Annotated in this window: 16 protein-coding genes and 1 other RNA gene; 6 read left to right on the top strand and 11 right to left on the bottom strand. The window is 45.9% G+C overall.

Annotated elements, in window-relative coordinates; all coding sequences use genetic code 11:
• Window positions 1-11 precede the first annotated feature (11 nt).
• Window positions 12-4,367 (bottom strand): translocation/assembly module TamB domain-containing protein, encoded by a 4,356-nt coding sequence (locus tag ACYQ2L_RS12265; protein ID WP_460056074.1) that lies wholly within the window; start codon window positions 4,365-4,367, stop codon window positions 12-14.
• Window positions 4,368-4,428: 61 nt separating this feature from the next.
• Between ACYQ2L_RS12265 and tmk the strand changes: the two genes are divergently transcribed.
• Both tmk and ACYQ2L_RS12255 read left to right on the top strand, forming a co-directional pair.
• Window positions 4,429-5,079, top strand: coding sequence for a dTMP kinase (tmk, locus tag ACYQ2L_RS12260; RefSeq protein WP_460056072.1), 651 nt, complete (start codon window positions 4,429-4,431; stop codon window positions 5,077-5,079).
• Window positions 5,076-5,702 (top strand): hypothetical protein, encoded by a 627-nt coding sequence (locus ACYQ2L_RS12255; RefSeq protein WP_460056069.1) that lies wholly within the window; start codon window positions 5,076-5,078, stop codon window positions 5,700-5,702. The genes tmk and ACYQ2L_RS12255 overlap by 4 nt, the downstream gene beginning before the upstream one ends.
• On the opposite strand, the gene queA is transcribed toward ACYQ2L_RS12255, so the two are convergent.
• The 7 genes from queA to lepB are packed head-to-tail and all read right to left on the bottom strand — an operon-like array spanning window position 5,680 to window position 11,217.
• Complete coding sequence (queA, locus tag ACYQ2L_RS12250; protein ID WP_460056067.1) at window positions 5,680-6,726, bottom strand: tRNA preQ1(34) S-adenosylmethionine ribosyltransferase-isomerase QueA; 1,047 nt, start codon at window positions 6,724-6,726, stop codon at window positions 5,680-5,682. The two genes, ACYQ2L_RS12255 and queA, sit on opposite strands and share 23 nt — an antisense overlap.
• Window positions 6,701-7,717, bottom strand: a complete 1,017-nt coding sequence (gene ruvB / locus ACYQ2L_RS12245) for a Holliday junction branch migration DNA helicase RuvB (protein WP_460056065.1) — start codon at window positions 7,715-7,717, stop codon at window positions 6,701-6,703. The genes queA and ruvB overlap by 26 nt, the downstream gene beginning before the upstream one ends.
• Window position 7,718: 1 nt before the next feature.
• Window positions 7,719-8,330: a Holliday junction branch migration protein RuvA gene (ruvA, locus tag ACYQ2L_RS12240; RefSeq protein WP_460056062.1), complete on the bottom strand. Its 612-nt coding sequence runs from the start codon at window positions 8,328-8,330 to the stop codon at window positions 7,719-7,721.
• Window positions 8,323-8,832 (bottom strand): crossover junction endodeoxyribonuclease RuvC, encoded by a 510-nt coding sequence (ruvC, locus tag ACYQ2L_RS12235; protein WP_460056059.1) that lies wholly within the window; start codon window positions 8,830-8,832, stop codon window positions 8,323-8,325. The genes ruvA and ruvC overlap by 8 nt, the downstream gene beginning before the upstream one ends.
• 24 nt (window positions 8,833-8,856) lie before the next feature.
• A complete protein-coding gene (locus tag ACYQ2L_RS12230) occupies window positions 8,857-9,600 on the bottom strand; it encodes a YebC/PmpR family DNA-binding transcriptional regulator (protein ID WP_460056056.1) in 744 nt (247 codons plus the stop codon).
• 35 nt (window positions 9,601-9,635) lie between these two features.
• Window positions 9,636-10,247, bottom strand: coding sequence for a S26 family signal peptidase (locus tag ACYQ2L_RS12225; RefSeq protein ID WP_460056053.1), 612 nt, complete (start codon window positions 10,245-10,247; stop codon window positions 9,636-9,638).
• A 1-nt stretch (window position 10,248) separates the two neighbouring features.
• On the bottom strand, window positions 10,249-11,217 hold the full coding sequence (lepB, locus tag ACYQ2L_RS12220) for a signal peptidase I (protein WP_460056051.1): 969 nt from the start codon (window positions 11,215-11,217) through the stop codon (window positions 10,249-10,251).
• A gap of 67 nt (window positions 11,218-11,284) precedes the next feature.
• On the opposite strand from lepB, the gene ACYQ2L_RS12215 reads away from it, so the two are divergent.
• The 4 genes from ACYQ2L_RS12215 to ssrA all read left to right on the top strand — a co-directional run bounded on the left by ACYQ2L_RS12215 (window position 11,285) and on the right by ssrA (window position 14,494).
• Window positions 11,285-12,838 (top strand): SUMF1/EgtB/PvdO family nonheme iron enzyme, encoded by a 1,554-nt coding sequence (locus ACYQ2L_RS12215; protein WP_460056049.1) that lies wholly within the window; start codon window positions 11,285-11,287, stop codon window positions 12,836-12,838.
• 2 nt (window positions 12,839-12,840) lie between these two features.
• Window positions 12,841-13,293 (top strand): SsrA-binding protein SmpB, encoded by a 453-nt coding sequence (smpB, locus tag ACYQ2L_RS12210; protein WP_460056046.1) that lies wholly within the window; start codon window positions 12,841-12,843, stop codon window positions 13,291-13,293.
• On the top strand, window positions 13,293-14,072 hold the full coding sequence (locus tag ACYQ2L_RS12205) for an inositol monophosphatase family protein (protein ID WP_460056043.1): 780 nt from the start codon (window positions 13,293-13,295) through the stop codon (window positions 14,070-14,072). The genes smpB and ACYQ2L_RS12205 overlap by 1 nt, the downstream gene beginning before the upstream one ends.
• Before the next feature lie 36 nt (window positions 14,073-14,108).
• Window positions 14,109-14,494, top strand: a transfer-messenger RNA (tmRNA) gene (gene ssrA / locus ACYQ2L_RS12200).
• 117 nt (window positions 14,495-14,611) lie between these two features.
• Here the strand turns inward: ssrA and ACYQ2L_RS12195 are convergent.
• From ACYQ2L_RS12195 to ACYQ2L_RS12185, 3 genes are all read right to left on the bottom strand, one after another.
• On the bottom strand, window positions 14,612-15,634 hold the full coding sequence (locus ACYQ2L_RS12195) for a helix-turn-helix domain-containing protein (RefSeq protein ID WP_460056041.1): 1,023 nt from the start codon (window positions 15,632-15,634) through the stop codon (window positions 14,612-14,614).
• On the bottom strand, window positions 15,624-15,944 hold the full coding sequence (locus tag ACYQ2L_RS12190) for a response regulator (protein ID WP_460056040.1): 321 nt from the start codon (window positions 15,942-15,944) through the stop codon (window positions 15,624-15,626). Before ACYQ2L_RS12190 ends, ACYQ2L_RS12195 begins: the two co-directional genes overlap by 11 nt.
• Before the next feature lie 32 nt (window positions 15,945-15,976).
• Window positions 15,977-16,212, bottom strand: a 236-nt coding sequence (locus tag ACYQ2L_RS12185) for a hypothetical protein (RefSeq protein ID WP_460056037.1), incomplete at its 5' end; no start/stop codon positions are given.

Genomic DNA, 16,212 nt, shown 5'->3' with positions numbered 1-16,212 from the left:
AAACTCCTTAATCAATATGAGAATCCCCAGCTGAATGAGAACTGGTTATCTGGAATAAGCAGTTTATCCCAGTTCTGGGGAGCGAAACTCCATTCAAAGTCAAAATACGGTGTACTGAAATCGAGACGCAATTCAGCATCTATGTCTATATCACCAAGTGTACGTAATTCGGAAGAATAAATATCCCTGGCATTTAATTGAATTAACAACTCACCGAATATATCGTTACCGATGTATCTGCCTAAAAATATGGAAGTATTGTCCAGATACTGTCCAAGAGAAGGCGTTGCTGTGTCAAGCGGTGATCCAATGTTCTGTAATAATGGTGTTCTAACAGAGAACATGTCAAGCTGTAAAGCCTCCCTGACCCGTGATTCAATCGTCCGTGATACCGCAAGCTGTCCGACTGTATCCAGTACATTCAAAGTAAAAGTTCCTGCAGTGGTCTGATCTGTCTCCAGTCCGCTTCCCCGGTACCCTATCACGTTCTGCCCCAGGAGTGTAAGAATCTCTGTTTCTGACATCGTCGGGCTCGATGTGAAGCGCGGAGCAAATTGAGACAGGGGGTTCTGATCAGCAACAAGAGAAATAGTTACCGGTCCGGTATCGGATACTTCTCTGATCTGAGCGGTAATAGACAGTCGCGGATCAAAGCTATCCATTGATTCATCAAAAATAATAGCACCTTCGCGCAAATAGAAGCTTCTCTGAAAATAGAAGAGCTCCCCACCTTGAATATTAATGCTGCCTACGAGTGAGACAAAGGAGTCGATTGATTCACTTTGCAGCCTTATACTTTCTCCGGTTCTGGCAAAAGTTCGAAGAATCGGAACCTGTTGGCTTGGCCAGAAGAATTCCACACCTCTGGCGGTAGTAAATGTCAGATCGGTAATTATGTTGGTTGTACTTTCAATATCTGCGGATGCAGTAAAATCGGGAACTATAACGATGGCTGTATTAGCTGCTGTTATGTTGCCGCTCAGACTGATTTGGTTCTGGGTCCCACTGATGAGAATATTGGCCAGGCCTGATCCTCTTACTGAAATTGGACCAAAGTCATAATCTACCAGAATCCATTGATCCGGCTGCGACTGAAAATGGAATTGATATTCCTCAACTGTGAACCGGGATATCTGCAGTCCTCCGGATGCCTCGATTCTTGATGATCCCAGCGTAAGAATACTCGGCGGAAGCCGTATAGAGCGCTCCTCAAATACCAGATTAGCCCTGGGAATAAAAATTTCATCCGGGAATAAGTCGACGACACCTGTCAGATTATTCAGCTGAAGAGTGCCGTACATATCAGGATCCCGTGGGGATCCTGTCAAACGGATACTTCCCTGAATAGTACCGGATCTGACTGCAAATTCCTGGTATTCAAGATGCTGTCGCACATCCGATAAATCAATAAAAAGCTGAGGTATATCCAGATTTAGTTGGCCCCCGCTTATAGAACCGAATCCCTGTGCCTGCAGAGGGATCGGGTTGAAAAGGTCAAACTCAAAGCTGCCGTCAGATTCTGCAATCAGGTAGATTCCTTCACCGTTTATACCAGCCTGCAGGATGAACTGTTCTGCCTCCGTCCCGCCTGCCCTGAATCGATATCTCGATCCAGCAGGATCATTTTCTGTTATCAGGTTAAGACTGCCGCTGATAGAAAAATCCGGGTGTAAAAGTGCAGCCGGCTGAATACCGAGATCACTGAAGCTTCCTTCGGCATCTGTCTCGAATGAAATCGGTTGTGTACCCCAGTTGGTAATGCGCCCTCTGGATTCCAGCGAGATTGTTCTTGATGGTATAGACAGGACGCCTTCAAGTGCATCGATAAAAATGCCCTCGAACTCCATATTCAGTTGATTAATTGCTATCTGTTCCCGACTGACCGAAAAGGAGGCTGATCCAATGAGTGGCTCTGATTGGTATCGAAGTTCGTTGAGTATGAGATCCATGTGTAGAATTGGGTCACGTATTGTGCCTTCAATATAACCGCTTGCTGAGGCAGTTCCAATGAGTTCTTCATCAACAAATTTATGAAAGGGAAACTGCTGTACGGAATAATTACCGGAAATATCACCACTATTGTACTCTGCATCCAGTTCGTATGCTTCGTTGCCATCCGAATGCCTCAGAGAAGCACGGATATCAGCTATTATTGCAGATGCGATATCCCTGTTGTCTGGATCGAATGTGTAATCAGCCTGTGCAGATCCGCTGTAATCTCCGAAATCACTGGTGAAATTCAGCCTCGAAATCTGAAGGTGCTCGTTTGTAAGTCGAAATCCTGTTGAAAATTCCTGGATTGGACTATTGTGAATATCCTTGATTTGCAGCAAGTCGGTTCGAATAAAATATTCCTGCTGATTCACATAATAACCAAGCGCTGACAGACTGATTGATGATATTCCATCCGCCTGAGGCATCGGAAAATCCTCTGCGCCTAACTGAAAATAGCTTCCATGATCCATAAAACTTATTGCTGCGGTCAGGCCATGATTGCCTTGAATGTACAGGCTGTTATTCCGGAAATCAGCACGTAGCCTGTATTCGGTTTCTCTGTAATTGAGGTCTGTGGTTATTTCCACACCCCGATCTCCAAGTTGAATTCCAGCTGTTCCTCTTACTTGAAAATCATCCATGGAAAGATGCAGATTACGGATTTCAAAATCACTGTTGCTGGCATGCAGTTCCAGTGCAGCAAACGAATTAATATTTTTCGTATCTTCTATTCTGATTTTTGGTGCGAAGAGACGGTAATTTTCATTTTCCAGAAATACGATGCCGCTGCTTTGCAGCTGGTATTGGCCAAGAGCACTGTGTATGAATTCCGGAACAGGCAGTGAATGTATATCCAGAACCTGCTGAACCCGGTCAAGAGGCAGATTCTTGATGCTGTAACGGAGCGGAGTGCGGCTCATTTCTCCGCTGGATGGTATCATGCCCTGCATTGAGATCTGCTGCTGTAGATCTTCATCCAGAAACAGCTCGGCACGAGCCAGGAAATTCCAGTTGCTGTCAGGTGACAGTTCAACAGAGAAACGGCCAAGTCTACCGTAAGGGGTTTGGGGCGCAGGGTCTATCAGTTGAATGCGCCGATTTCTTGTACTGACGGCAAAAGAAAGCCGCTGGAATTCCAGATCATTGTACTTGATATTCCGTAACAGCAGACGCCCTGAAAAATCAAGTTCCGGATACAGTGATGCACGGCCTTCGTACTGTATTGTCCCGAAGGGGCTGACTATATTGGCAAACTGCACCATGATGTCCGCGTCCGTGCCGCTTGCCACGAGATTGTTCAACAGCGGTCCAGGAAGGAAAATATCACTGTGATCAGTGCGCATGTTGACATCATAATGTATCCTGTCATTGGCTATATCGAGCCTGGCAGATGCATCTCCGGAAAAGCTTCCCTGAAGGATAAAATTCAGCCAGTTATACGATCCATGGAAATGTACCAGGGGAGCAAAGCGATATTCTTCCGCGGAAATTGTGACCTGGAGCTGAGGATCATTAAAGCCTATGTAAGCCTGTATCTCCACCGGATCACGGAAGGATCTTCTCCTGATTGAAATGTCATCCGGAGAGAGCTGAATACCAAAATCCTGATTGTGAATGGAAAAAATCTCGGTATCGAGGTGCACTACATGCAGATTGGCATCAAGATCGGTAAATAGATTGCTTATTCTTCCGCTGGCATTTATTCTTCCTGAAATACTTCCGAGATCGGGAACTATGTTCTGATCACCGCTGACTTCAGCCGAGATAACAAATTCAGGATTGCTGCTCAGATTACGCAGCAGAATTCGTCTCCCGCTTATCCTGCCGTTGAAGTTATCTGTTTCAATCGACATTTCTAGTGTTCGTATTGATATACTGCTTCCGGCAGCTATGCTGAACCGGCTGTCCCCGACTGGTTCTTCCTCAGGGATTCGGGATTGAAGATTTACATACAGTTCTCCAATCGAGTCGATCGTATTCTGATCAACCTCGATTGTAATTGCGCCTGCCGTCAGATTATCCAGTGTGAATACACCCCGAAAAAGACTCGGGAGATCAAAACCTATCCGTAGTTTGTCGATGTGGATAAGCTGGATTTCTCTACTTTCGTCAGAGTATATGCTGAGATCCTTGATCACAATGCCGCGGATAATCCCCGGTTGTATAGAACCATAGGAAAATGGATGCTGAATTGTTTTTTCAATAAATGAGAGACTGGATTCATAAAGCTCTTCAGAAATCATTCCGAGACGCTTATGTAATGCTGGAACAGCCTGGATTGAGATAATTAGTGTTATCAGGCAGATTGCAGCCAGGACAAGCCGAGTTCTGAGAGATGGTTTGATTTTTGTACCGCGATTGGTTGACTGCATTGCTCTACTCACGACTCTGTACTAATGTATCATAGTGTTAAGAAGGAAAAAAGGTGACCCAATGAAAAGATACAACAGTTGCGAAGGTGATATCTATGAACAGTTCATTGTGCTTGAAGGAATAGACGGCGCCGGTACAACCACGCAGAGAGATCTGCTCGTACAAGCCCTGAAAACAGCTGGAAAAAATGTTCATTCTACCTGTGAACCCACTGAAGGAAACATCGGCAGACTGATCAGAGGTATACTTGATTCGGATGATATGCTGGAGCCAAGGTCGATGGCGATGTTGTTTGCTGCTGACAGATTCGAACATGCATGCTCTTCCAGGCACGGTTTCCTGAAGCACCTGGAAGCTGGCACATGGGTTGTATGCGATCGCTATGTTTTTTCCAGTCTTGCGTATCAAGGCCCTGAGGTCGGATTTGAAGAGGTGAAGCTGCTGAACAGTGGAATCCCCCTGCCTCACTGGGTATTTCATCTACAGCTTGATAGTTCAGTAGCCATGAGCCGTCTTGAAGCACGGGAAAAACTTGATTTATATGAAAATCATGAATTTCAGTCTGCAGTGGCGCGTGCGTACTCCGATTCCTACAATCAGTATAAAAACGAGCATTCTCAGTGGATGGAAATAGACGCATCCTTGTCTGTTACGGAGATTCACAAAATCATCTGTAATCATCTCGGGATTCTGCCGATACTTGTGGAATGAGAGCCTTTTCTTCAAGTAAGCGCAGATTTGCAGCCTTCTTTCTGCTTTTCATTCTTGCTGTGCCTGGAACAGTTCATGCGTATCGAATTATATACAAGGAACAGCTCTACAGGCTGTATCATCAGCATTTATATCAGTATCCCGAGCGCATTGCCGAGAATATCCACTGGCTGGAACAGGCACTACGGGCAGATTTTGTAAATCCTCTGAATGCCCTGGCCAGAATATCAAATGAGACTGAATGGGAGCGATATAGACATCTGTTTACGCTGCACATCAATCTGAAACTCATTGAGCAATATCTTGCATGGGGAAATCGCTTTAATAAGCGTGAAGCCTACTTCTTTAATGCTCCATTCAGGCGACAGAACCTTGAAAGCCTTGAGACTGCTGAAACATTGTTCAGATATGCCCTGGTCTACTGGGATGAGGCACTTGAACAGGTGGATATACTCGAAGGACTACCGCGCTGGATTCATCTTCCAGAAGTACAGCGTTGGGAAGATGATTTTTTTCGCATATCCCGCGGAGAACTGGATTACGGGAGAATTATAGCCGGCCACCTTGATCGACTGGAAGAGGTTCGTGCCGCCTTTGAAGCTATGGACTGGAATACCTATTGATCAGCATAGCATCTCCATAGGAGAAGAAACGGTAGCGTTGTTCAACGGCTTCTCTATACGCAGAGAATATGGTTTCTTTATCTGCAAAGGCGGAAACCAGCATCAGCAGCGTGGATTCTGGTGTGTGGAAATTGGTTAGCAGCATATTGACAGCCTTGAATTGATATCCCGGATAGATAAAAATATCAGTGCTCTGATTTCCCGCCTGAATAACTCCATTGCGGCAGGAGCTTTCCAGGGTTCTCATACTCGTTGTCCCGACTGCCAGCACCGGCCTTTTTTCTTTGAGTGCAAGATTAATCCTGTCAGCACTATCTTTACTGATACTGTATTCTTCACTGTGCATTTTATGATCTAGAATTGATTCACTGCGTACCGGGAGAAAGGTGCCAAGTCCGACGTGCAGAGTGATTTCCACAATATCTACCCCACGTTTCCTGATGGCATCCAGTAATTCCGCAGTGAAGTGCAGGCCAGCCGTAGGTGCGGCTACTGATCCTTCAGCTGCAGCGAAGACGGTTTGATAGCGTTCTGCGTCCATCTCCTCTTCCATTCTGCGGATATAGGGAGGAAGCGGAATATGTCCGAAATTTTCAAGATACTCAGTATCGATAATTTTTCGGGATTCAGCACGCCATGTTCCATCCGGAAGGCGCTCACAGAGACGGATCTGTATTCCCCCATCCAGGGTCAGTATTTCATCGGGTTTGCGACGCTTGTTTTTACTCAGCATGCATTCCCATTCCAGGTCGCTGATTTTATGAAGCAGCAGCACCTCAACCAGACCCCCATTCCTGCTCGTGGCCTTGATTCTGGCCCTTCGTACCTTGCTGTTATTAACGACCATAACTGCATTCTTTGGTATATATCTACAGATATCATCTATCCTGCTATGCTCAAGTTTGAGAGCTTCAGTCTGATCAGGTGCATCAATAACAAGCAAGCGGCTTTTTCCCCGTTCGGGACTTGGGTGTTGAGCAATCAGTTCTTCAGGCAGGTCAAAATAAAAATCTCTGGTCAGCATTAGTATCTCTCTCTATGTGTAGATGTGTGTATGCGAGGTCTGTAACGGTTCTTCCCCGCGGGGTTCTCTGGATGAACCCCCGTTGTATGAGGTATGGTTCGTAGAAATCTTCAAGCGTATCAACCGATTCACCGATTGATATGGCGAGGGTTTCTGCTCCTACCGGGCCTCCGTTATAATTTTTGATAATTGTTTTAAGTATGAGTCGATCATGACTCTCGAGACCCTGAGAATCTATCTCAAGTCGTTTCATACCCTGAAAGACAATTTCTCTGCTTATGGTCCCATTCCCGATGATTTCGGCAAAGTCACGCATTCTTCTGAGAATTCTGTTAGCTACGCGAGGGGTACCCCTGGCACATTGAGCAAGCAGAGGGAATGCCTCAGGGTCAACCTGAATATTCAGCAAAGCCGCCGAGCGGCGGAGGATACGTATGATATCCTCCTGTGAATAAAGCTGCAGTCTTACGGAGATGCCAAAACGGCTATGCATAGGGGCCGATACCGAACCTGCTTTTGTAGTAGCTCCGACAAGAGTGAATCTGGAAACCGGAATCCTGACTGAGCGCGCTGATGGTCCCTGTCCGATTACCCAATCAAGTTCGAAGTCTTCCATTGCGGTATACAGCATTTCTTCGAGTACAGGTCGGAGGCGATGAATTTCATCAATAAAAAAAACACTGTTTGGTTGAAGGGTGGTCAGTATTCCAGCCAGATCCTTGGGCTTTTCCAGGGCCGGTGCACTGGTGACCTTGAAATCTGTGTTCATTTCATTGGCCATAATCGCTGCAAGAGTGGTTTTTCCGAGGCCTGGAGGCCCATTGAGGAATACATGATCAAGTGCTTCCTCACGCTGTCTGGCTGCCTGAATAAAAACAGAAAGGTTTGAGGTGACGTTTTCCTGCCCCATGAAATCAGAAAGGCTTGATGGGCGCAGTTGCAGTTCCTGTTCGTCCTGTTCTGAATAATCAGGTCTTAGCTCTGAATCCATATCATCCACCTGCTTCCATGGCTGAGAGTTCCATCAATGCAGTACGGAATATTTCCTGTTCTCTTTCGCGAATTGTTTTGTCACTGCTGTTTTCATTATCCGAAGCCTTCTGAAGGGCTTTTCTGACTGCCGTTTTATCAAAACCCATGCTGCACAGCGATTCTGTAAGTTCTTCTAATGCATCTTTTTCGGGTCCTGAGGGTGTCTCGGTAACCAGTTCTCCCTGCAGACTGAGGATGATTTTCTGGGCAGTTTTCTTTCCGATTCCGGGAAGACGTGAAAGTGCATCTACATCTGCGCTCTCAATGTTGGCAGCGAGTTCTCCGGGAGGGACAGCACTGAGAATTTTAACAGCCTGCTTTGCTCCGACACCGCTGACGGAAAGCAATGACTGGAATATGGTTCTCTCTCTCTGCTCGGCAAAACCGTACATTTTGATATCATCTTCACGTATTATCATATGAATCAATATTATGATTTCTGAACCCTGATTCCGTGAAAGATCGCGTATTGTTTTACTGCTGGCGTTGATTTGCCATGTGACCGGGCCTGTCCGCAGTAGAAGTCCTCCGGGATTGGTAGAAACCACTGTACCGGTAAGTGAGTCAATCATTTTTGCCTCCCCTGCTGACGGCTTCAGAAAATGCGCTCATATTAGCATGACAAATCGCAACTGCCAGTGCATCTGCAGCATGATCAGGTTTTGGAACAGCATCCAGTTTGAGCAGGATTCTGATCATGTTCTGAACCTGCTGCTTGTCTGCTTTTCCATAACCAACAATTGCCTGCTTGACTGCAGGTGGTGAATATTCTGCAGCTTCTATGTTGTATTGATGTAGGGCCAGTAGTACAACCCCTTTTGCCTGGGCTACCGGTAAAGCGCTGCTGGTATTTCTGGTAAAAAAAAGATCTTCAATACCTGCAGTTCTGGGTTTGAATCTGGTGAGGACTTCACACAATTCACTGTAAATCCTGTGAAGCCGCTCTCCGGTTTTCATTTTCGATGTTGTACGTATAACACCATGATATATATGTGAATACCCGCTGCCGGAAACAGCTACTATTCCGATACCGGTCTCTGCCAGGCCAGGGTCGATACCCAGAATATGGTTCATACAGCTGTGCGGCTCCTTATGCGGCTACTCATCAAACTGGAAATCATCAGGGATGTCCAGGTTCGTTGAAACATTCTGGACATCGTCATGATCGTCCAGGGTGTCGATCATTTTCAGTACTTTTCGTATTGAATCATGTTCGAGGCTGATTGTTGTGTCTGCGACAAGGCTGACTTCGGCATTGAGGTGTTCGAATCCTGCCGCCTCCATGGTTTCAAGGACGTTGTCAAAATCTTCAGGGGCAGTGATTACATCAATACTTTCCACTTCTACCGAGACATCCAATGCACCCGCCTCCAGTGCCGGTTCAAGAATCTGGTCCTCGCTGTATGATTCAGAGCTGTAGCTCAGAATGCCTTTCTTGTTGAAGAGGTAGGAAACACAGCCGTTTTCCCCGAGGTTCCCGCCGCTCTTGCTGAAGATACTGCGTACATCAGCTGCGGTTCGATTCTTGTTATCGGTCAGGCATTCCACGAGAACCGCAACTCCGCCTGGACCGTAGCCCTCATAGATCAATTCTGTATAGTCGACACCGTCCAGATCCCCAGTACCTTTCTTGATTGCCCTTTCAACATTATCTTTGGGCATGTTCTCTGCTCTGGCTTTGTTAACCGCAGTTCGCAACCTCGGGTTTGCATCCTGATCCCCACCTCCCAGGCGGGCTGCAACAGTAATTTCCTTGATCAATTTAGAGAATATCTTTCCACGCTTCGCGTCAGCGGCACCTTTTTTGTGCCGTATTGTTGCCCATTTACTATGGCCGGACATGCGTTCTCCTTATCTTTTTGAGTGCTGAAAAGGTATCATAGCGCGTTTCCCGGTGTCAATCGACCAAATCGATGCAGAGGCCATATCCTGAAGAAAGCCCGGCCGGTGAGATCATTGGTATTGACTGCTCCCGTATGGCGGGAATCAATATGACCGGAGCCGCTGTGTGCCAGAAGAAGCACCTGGTTTTCTTCCATTGATGAGAAATCGGATGCATGCAGTGGGAAGCCTTCAGGAACATTCTCGAAAAATACTTGTGAGATATCGGTTTCAGAATGGTCGTTGTGCAGAATTTCCCTGATAACCGGGCGGTGCAGATAGTTCGGATACTCGGGCAGTAAGCTGCCGGGAAGATAGCTGAGTGCTCTTCGGATCAGAGTAAATACTGTGTGCTGCCTGGTGTATGGCGGGTAATACAGGGTGAGGTCTCCATGATTGTAGGTTTTTACCTGAAGGCTTACAAGAAGAATATCTCCGGGCTGTATACCCGGACTCATTGATTGATCAAGTACAATGAAGCTTCTCAGGAAGAACAAATGACATATGACAGTACTGATCAATATGATAGTTACAGGGATGCTGTATTTTCTGGCAGCCTTGCGCACATATGATTCTCTGTAGGCATGAAAGCCTCCGCGTCTGAACATATTATTCAATACCTCCCCAGCGTTGCGGGGGCCAGTATATAAAAAGAGCCTTTCCGAGAATATCATTTTTGCTTACAAAACCGTAACTGCGGCCGTCAAGCGAATTATCTCTATTGTCACCAACTGTAAGAATTGAATCCGGAGGAAGGTACCATCCGAGTTCATTTCTTTTCCGCATTGTCGTATATCTGAAATCGGCTGGGTTGATGGCTGAACGATGCTCCATACGAAGTTGATCTCTGGTATAGATATCAGGAGGGAAAAGACGTGAGTAGTCCGAAACTAATTGTCGCTCTTCTGTGCTTATAGCTAAACCGGCTTCAGATCTGGATATAATGGCAGCAAGTTGGGGCATTAACTCATACGCATCATCGGGAACCAGGCGTTTAACCGGATGATCAGTATTATTCCAGATCAGTTCCGTATCCGCTATCCATTGTGATGCACCAGCTGGTTTGATATAGAGATTTCCATCCAGAGATTTTATGCGGTCTCCTCCCATTCCAATGGCACGTTTGATCAGCAGACTGGCTCGAGGCTCTCCACGTTCATCTCGGTCGATGTCTATCATGGAGAGTGTGAACATATAGATTATCCTGTGCAGGATTGTAAATGCTGGCCCACGGGAATGCTGATCCGGATTTTCCAGAATAATCACTTCTCCACGCTGAGGTTGAGCTATTCCGGGCATTTTCCCCAATCCTGGAAGCAGCTGTGGACCGAAGATCATCTTGTTAACAAAAATACGGTCGCCTTCAAGCAGTGTATTTCTCATGGATGCTGAGGGAATCTGGTATGCCTGTATGAAATACTGATTTATAACCAGAACGATGAGCGCAGCTTGCAGGAATGCCTCCAGCCAGTCTCTGACCGGATGTTTACGGGCATGCTTCTGTTTCTGGGTGAGTTTACGTTTTTTTCGCCAGGTGAGAAAATCTTCGGTTTTTGCAACAATACTGCTCTTGCTCATAATTAGAGACAGTAGCACACAGATCATTTGATTGACAAGTAAAGCATAATTTTCCTATTCTCTATACATGTCCAAAAAAGAGCAGACGGAGCCCGATTCTATTGACCGGGTGACGCTTCCCGTCATAATTGGATTCCGGCCGGATGTATATCTACCGGGATTACTTGCGGTACTTGTATCAACATTGCTACTTGCCGGTCTTATAGTTCCTGGTTTTACCTCATACGGAAGTAAGGTCTCAATCAGCAGTTCGCCTCATGGTGCAGCCGTCTATATCGATGGTACATACGCAGTGCAAACACCGGCAGAGCTGTTTATACCTGCTGGGGAGGTGGAAATTCGAATTGAAGCGCCGTTTCATACTGATGTTATCCTCAGCCCTGTGATCGATGGTCGAAGGTTTGCTTCCGTACTCTTTCCGCTCAGAACTGTGCTGCATGCTGATCTTGATCTTGATGATCCCGTGGCATACAGCCGGAGTGCCGTCAAGGAATTTGCTGACTGGAGTCTGGCGGGTCCTGAGCAGGCGCGTTTCAGAATTCCGGAAGTATTATCACCGGCAGTTCATCACCTCGTACTGGCTGGTGAGAATGCAGCCGCAGAGGCTGTTTTACAGAACAGTTTCGCCCAGATCCAGAACCCGGTGCAGGCACGTGATTTTCTGAATGCCCTGCTTCTGGCAGAAGGACCATTGGTGTCTGCGTCTTCATTACTGGGAGGAATAAGGAGGATCAGCGCGGCGGCTGAAAGCTCAGCCAGCGCTTTGTTATGGTTGGACATGGTCGCCCCTTCCCCTATTCAGAATAAACTCGGACAACGGGGATATTTTATTGATCAGAATGAAGCTGCAGCCACTTCCTTGATAACCGGAACAGCCCCTCATGGTTTTGGCCCGGAGGGACTTGAATTCGAGCCGCTTACCGATCCTCAGCAGCTTGAGTTTATTCTGAATTCTGTGCCTTTTGTGTTCCGTGCAGTACCGGAAACGAGCTTTCTCTACGGTGCAAGTACGGGACAGGAGCAGTCCAGCAGATTTCCATTTCAGGTTCATGTGGATCAGTTTTATCTGCTGGAAACACCGATAACCAGAGATCAGTATGCTGTAGTAATTGACAGTCAGGATGTCAGTTTAGATGCTTCCGGCCGGGTTCCCCGGACTGGAGTCAACTATAAGGATATTGTCGACTATGTTGAGCACCTGAATAATCGACTTGCATCCGAAGGTCAGGACAGAATGTCTGTCAGACTGGTGACTTCTGTAGAATGGGAAGCTGCTGCACGTTGGAACGGTGATCCTCTTGATGATGCTGTGTTCTGGACACAGGGACGTAGCGGTCCGGAAGTCAGCGGAAACTCTGTTGGTAATATCGGGCTCTCCGATCTGGTTGGAAATGTCTGGGAATGGACTTCTTCCTGGTATTACAGTGCTGAGGGATATCAGATTGATTTTGGATATCGAACAGATCAGCAGCATGAGTATTATGATCAATCAGAAAGAATTGTGCGTGGCGCATCATGGACAAACCGACGTTCGGGTGTTAGCATCGAGCAGATTGGAATACAGCCCCCCGAATGGAGAACAGATTATCTGGGATTCCGTATTGTGCTGGAAATGAGATAATTATGCCTGCAGACAGAAAATTGTTGATCAAGAACAAAAGAGCCCTCCATGAATATCTGGTTGAGGATACTTATGAGTGCGGTATAGTGCTGCAAGGCACTGAAGTAAAATCGATTAAAGCCAATAAATTCTCTTTTTCCGATGCTCATGCCCGGGTTGTCAGGGGTGAACTCATGCTGTTTGGCCTGCATGTAACCCAATACAGTCATGGAAATATCAACAACCACGATCCGGATCGACCTCGAAAACTTCTTGCACATAAGCAGGAAATTGACAAAATGCGTAAACGTGTGGAAGAAAAAGGATATACGCTGATACCAGTCGGGCTTTACCTTTCCGGAGGATTGATCAAAGTCGATATCGGGGTTTGCAAAGGCAAGAAGCTCCATGACAAGCGTAACACGATCAAGGACAGGGATCAGAAGCGCGATGCGATGCGTGAGATGAAATACTGATGAAATGGGATGATATCGAAATTCAGAACAGGAAAACGCTCTGGCGTTTTGCTGAAGAGCTGGCTTTGGCTGCTGCTGAAAAAACGCTTGAGTATTTCGGCAAGGAGATCAGTGTCGAGTGGAAGGAAGATGAAAGCCCGGTAACACAGGCTGACAGAGAGACCGAACTTCTTATGCGTGATTTAATCCGGTCGGAATACCCTGATCATGCTGTGCATGGTGAAGAGTTCGGTTCCGATGAGTACAGGGATTTCACCTGGGTGCTTGATCCAATCGATGGTACCAAATCATTTATTAATGGAGTTCCGCTCTACTGTACCCTTGTTTCCCTGATGTACAAAGGTGAGCCAGTCATCGGAGTTGTTGTGAATCCCCCCAGTGGTGAGCTGGTTTCAGGATGTATAGGAATCGGTGCTCGTGATGAAACAGGTGGTCCTCTTGGGGTGGCAGAACCTCGCAGCCCTCTTCGAATTTATGTTTCAGATTTTACATCGCTGCAATTCGAAGCTCCGCCCTGGTACCCGAAACTATTTGAGCATGGACAGGTCATTGCCCGAACCTGGGGAGACGGGTACGGGTATCTGCTGCTTGTCAGCGGGCGTGGTGATATAATGATAGACTTTGGTCTGGAAGTCTGGGATGTCGCGCCACTCTACCCGATTTTACATGAAGCTGGTGCAGTTCTCTGCAATCACTCAGGACTCGAAGAGAAACTGCCCTCATATGCAGCTGCCATGTCGCGCACTCTTTATGAGCGCTTGTTTGACTTGACAGTTTAGACATACAGAGGTAAGTTGAATATCCCAATGCGTATTGGGGGTGTACCGGATTCGACTGTGACAGGTATACGTTATCGGCTGCAAGCGGAGAGCTGACTCCTTAAACCGGCACTAAAAGTTATCTGCCAAAAAACAAGATAACATCGTCGAAGTTGCTTTCAGCAATGACGACACAATGCTCGCTGCAGCGTAAGCTCAGTAGCTCGGGTACCGTAGACGCCGCCTAGAGGCTGCGGATACTTGTAATAAATCAAGGCTTGCTGTGTGCCGTGGCTGATCGGTGCATGGGACTTTTATTCAGTCTACAGAACACCTGGCGGGTTATGCAGCCAAGGATTCTGGAATAACAAGGCGTAACTAAGCTTGTAGACGTCGTTAGCGGCCGTTGCAGGACGCGGGTTCGACTCCCGCCACCTCCATTTTTTATTCCTTGCTAAATAAGCTTCTGGAATATTGCTGCTATCAGAGAAAAAAGCAGTATTGATCGCAGTTCCCTCTTCGCGTTGTTTATAAAATAATAAGAATTGATCATACTCATGCTATATCGAGCTGTTATGTAATAACCTAAGAAGCTGATTCCTGTTCTGGCATTCCAGCTTCCGGAAAATATTCCTCATATGAGTTTTTACAGTATTTACTGATACATTGACTTCATCTGCAATATCTGAATATTTCATACCTTGAGCGATATATGGTAAAATCTGGTATTCACGGTCAGTCAGCGAATCAAAAATAGGTTTTTTCTTTTTTATTTTATGAGTTTCAGTAGCAGATTTTTGCATTAAATGTGCTCTATCGGTATACAATTCCCAGATCTCGATCAGAAAATGGAGATCTTCATTGCTTATGTTCATAACCGGAATAGAAGTAATATACCATTGCTGAGAATTAACAGTCGTCACTTTGCTGTTACGGTACAGATAATTTTTTGCAATGTAGGTAGGATGATCCTTTGGATACATATCCATATTTAATAAGGTATATATAGGTTTTCCATGTGTTGTTTCCTGGGAACCTAAGAGCTCATATCCAGCTCTGTTCATGGAAATCACTTTTAAATCAGGCTTCAGTACAATCACTATCGAATCGAGGGAATCAAGTACAAGATTCTGATATGTACATCTTGATTTATTATTATTGGCCTGGATTTCCATGTGTCGCAATCTTGATTCTGAGTGCCACAGTTTCAATGCAAGCAAAAAAACCAGCTTAATAGAGCCGAATTCAAAATCATGATAAAAAACTCCATGGATATCTTTTCTGCTGGATGAAAACTGGTGTAAGGCTGAATGTTCTTGTTCTGAATACAGTATGATTGGCTTTTCATGGATGGTATTAATTAAATTAATCATTGGCATAGGCACTATAAAAACACAAATGTTTTGATCATCCATGCATAAACCTGAAGCCTCTTCAAAGGAGTCCACGAAATATAGTGTGAGTTCAAGCAGATACAAATTCCTTATGAAAGCTCTGCTGAAAGTACGCAGGTCACCAAGCAGAATCAGTTTGTATTCTTCTGGCTTAAGCGTAAAACCTGGGAAATCTTCATTACCTGCCATATATACTTAGATAGCCCGTGATATCGGTTAATTTCACTGGTTTCTGGAATACATGATTAAAGCCGGAATTCCTGCACTCTTGTAATAGGTTGGTAGATTCCTTCCCGGTCAATGCAATCAGTAGGCAGTTCATTCGAGATTCGTAATCAATATTACTGCTTTCTATTCTGCGAATCATCTGTGCAGCTTCCAGGCCACCCATGATTTTCATCGATAAGTCCATAAATATTATATCAGGATGATGCTGATGCCACAAAGACACAGCATCTATTCCATCTGTAGCCTCAAAAATACTGCATGAAGGGAACATATGTTCAATCATTTTTCGGTGTACTTTTCTGCCTATCCGGTCATCATCTGCAATAAGGGTAGATCCTGGTTCTTTTTTTTGGTAATGCTGTGCTTTTTGTTGAACACATCTATCTGAAGTATCTGATTCCGACACTTGTACTTGTGTACACCGGTCCAAAACGGACACCCATTCCGGAGGAAAGCGGACAGTGATTCCGCTGGAAACCGGACAGTGATTCCGCTGGAAACCGGACAGTGATTCCGCTGGAAACCGGACACCTGTTCCG

Source organism: Spirochaeta dissipatitropha (assembly GCF_054657935.1).
Note: the sequence above shows the minus strand (reverse complement) of the source record. Positions and strands in the feature narration are given on the sequence as shown.